Genomic DNA, 3,013 nt, shown 5'->3' with positions numbered 1-3,013 from the left:
GAGATCGTGCGCGCGGCGCGGCGTGGCGTGGAACGGCTCACCTTGAGCGCGGCGAGCGAAGCGGACGTCCACGCGGCGATGGGTCGGATCGCCCGGGCCGTGCGGTATCCGGGCGCACAGATTGCCGACGACATGGACCGTTGTGACGATATGGTTTCCTACGCAACGCATACCGGCAAGGTCATTCCCGAGAGCGCTGTCGCGTCGTTGTTGGCCGCACGTGCCGCGCAGCGGGAGTTGGCCTGGAATGCAACGACGGAGGCACGCTTTTATGCCGGCATGAACCGCATTGCCCGGTGTGTCGCACCGGTAATGGCGGGGATGGCTTGCGCGCAAGCGCGCAGGGGCGCGCAGCTCGCGATCAAAATCTATACATGGTCGGCCTTCATCCTTATTTTGCTCGTGATATCGCTTTCGTGCCTGTTGTTCGTGGCCAACGAGATCTGCGCGGATGTGTCGAAAGTCGTCGAGGCGAATGATTCGGCGGCGCTAACGATACACAACTTGTTGCAGGTTTATCGCTCGAACATCATCGAGGTGAAGGAGAAAAATCCAGAAACTGTCGGCCAGTTGGAAAACTCCCAGCCCGCGTTACAGCTCAAGGCGTTGCTGCAGCAATTCGCGACCAACAACCGGCAACTCTACGCAGATGTGAAGCGCACCGAGGCAATGGGACAATTTCTGCGGTTCGCAGATGCCGAGAGTTCCTACAAGCCGGTCTGCCCCGAGTACTCGAAAACCCGCAAGCAGGCAAACACGAGGAACGTCAAACCGGAAAAGGTTTCAGGTCCGCGAGCGAGCGCTGACGCATCGCTGCAAACGACCGACTGGAACTGCGATCCCGCCAGCCGGCGGCGCGCGCTCGAGATCGACCTGCCGCTGCTCGCGACCGGGCCGATGGATCAAACAGGGACGCACACGTCATGGCGTCCCGAAGCCGTTGTCGAACAGGGCTTTCAGAAGATCGCGGTGTATCAGGACATTCGCGCAATGGCAACCCATGACCGCGATATCAATCTCGCTTTCGTCGGGGCGATCACACGCTTCCTGTTGCCGGTGCTGTATGCACGGCTCGGCGCGTGCGCAGCAATACTCTGGCAATTGAGCGCCGAGTCATCAGCAAGTCTGTTCCACCCGGAACATTCGAAGGTGGCTTACCGGGCCCACATCACGTCGGCTGCGATCGTTGGCATTTCCATCGGGCTATTCAGCGAGATCCTTCACGGCGGCAAAGCGTTCTATCCGCTCGCGATCGCGTTCGTCGCAGGCTATGCGTCGGACAAGTTCTTCGCTTTCATCGACCGGATCGTGAGTGCAATCTTTCCCTCCCGCGTTCCTGCGCCGCCCGAGACTGCAACGCCCAACCCCGCGCCGAAGAGTAGCCCGCCACCCGCCGACGCCGCACCGCCCGGCGCACATGCGTAGCAGTCCGACGTACTTCACGTCACCCCACTGAAGGAGCTTTAAATGATTCAGAATTCCGCAGCGACCTACGCGATCCCCCATTCCGAACACAAGCGGGTCCCCGGAGCCGCGCCGATCGGTCCCGCCGACCCAAATACAACACTCCTTGTCAGCATCCGCGTGCGCCCGCAGCACGGCGCTGCACCGTCCACGAACCTGGGAGACATGTCCGGCACGCCGCCCAGAGCCCGGCACTACATCTCGCGCGAAGCGTTTGCCGCCCAGTACGGCGCGTCGGCCGAGGACCTCGCGAGCGTCGCGGCGTACGCCGCCGGCCATGGCCTCAAGGTCGAGGAAAGCAATGCCGCGCGCAGGACCGTTGTCGTCTCCGGTACCGTGCAGGCGATCAACAAGGCCTTCTCGGTCGAACTGCAGACCTTTAATACGGGTGCGGTGAGCTACGTCGGTCATGCGGGGCCCGCGAGCGTCCCGGCCGCGCTGGGGGGAATTGTTGAGAGCGTGCATGGCCTCGATACGCGCCCGCTTGCAGCACCCATGATGCGGCAGGCGGCGACCGGACAGGCGACAACGTCGCTCCTGCCGGCGCAAGTCGCGAGACTGTATGGCTTTCCCACCGCTTCCGCGGCGGGACAGACTATTGGCATTCTGGAATTCGGTGGCGGCTACCGTGAGACGGACATCCAGGCATGGTTCACCAACATCGCCAAACTGCCCGTGCCGGCGGTTTCATCGGTTGGCATCGATGGCGCGACCAATACACCGGGTGGCGATGCCGACACTGAAGTCATCCTGGATATCGCCGTCGCGGGATCGGTCGCACCGGGCGCGAAGCTCGTCGTCTATTTCGCACCCAACACCGACCAGGGATTCGTGGATGCATTTTCGACGGCAATCCACGACGCAACCAATCGCCCTTCAGTGCTGTCGATCAGTTGGGGTGGCAACGAAAGCGGCTGGCCGAATATCAGCACGATGACGAGCATCATCGCCGAAGCGCAGGCGCTGGGTGTGACGCTATTCGCTTCGTCCGGTGACAGCGGATCGGAAAATCCGGCCGAGGTCAGCTATCCGGCGTCAGACCCTGGCATCACCGGATGCGGCGGCACCACGATCTCCAACGTGTCTGGCACGACGTTCACGCAGACAGCATGGTCGGGCAGTGGCGGGGGCATCAGCAATGTGTTTGCCCCGCCGCCATGGCAGTCGTGGGCTGACCTGCCGGTGTCGGTCAATCCAAAGGGACACGTCGGCCGCGGCGTGCCCGATGTGGCCGGCAACGCCGATCCGGCGAGCGGCTACCCTCTCATATTGAACGGCCAGTCGATCGGCGCGTGGGGCGGGACCAGCGCCGTCGCGCCCCTCTATGCAGGACTCACCGCCGTGCTGCACGCGACGCTCGGCGCACCGCTTGGATTCCTCAATCAAAACCTTTATACGAACGAGGGACCCTATGTGTTCGACGACGTGACCTCGGGTACCAACGGATCGTACAACGCAGGACCGGGATGGGACGCGGTGACGGGTCTGGGCAGTATCAACGGCGTGCCGCTCAATACAGCGCTGCTTGGCATCGGCTTGCCGCCCGCGC

Annotated in this window: 2 protein-coding genes; both read left to right on the top strand. The window is 62.8% G+C overall.

The genetic code is table 11. The features are described from left to right. Window positions 1–1,425, top strand: a 1,425-nt coding sequence (locus WCA53_RS01725) for a hypothetical protein (protein WP_423904825.1), incomplete at its 5' end; no start/stop codon positions are given. 42 nt (window positions 1,426–1,467) lie between these two features. Next, window positions 1,468–3,013 (top strand): S53 family peptidase (locus tag WCA53_RS01720; protein WP_423904822.1); only part of this gene is annotated, 1,546 nt, incomplete at its 3' end.

The sequence above is a fragment of the Caballeronia sp. genome (assembly GCF_049581465.1).
Taxonomy (GTDB): Bacteria; Pseudomonadota; Gammaproteobacteria; order Burkholderiales; family Burkholderiaceae; genus Caballeronia.
The sequence above is the reverse complement of the archived record's forward strand: the minus strand, read 5'-3'. Positions and strand labels throughout refer to the sequence as shown.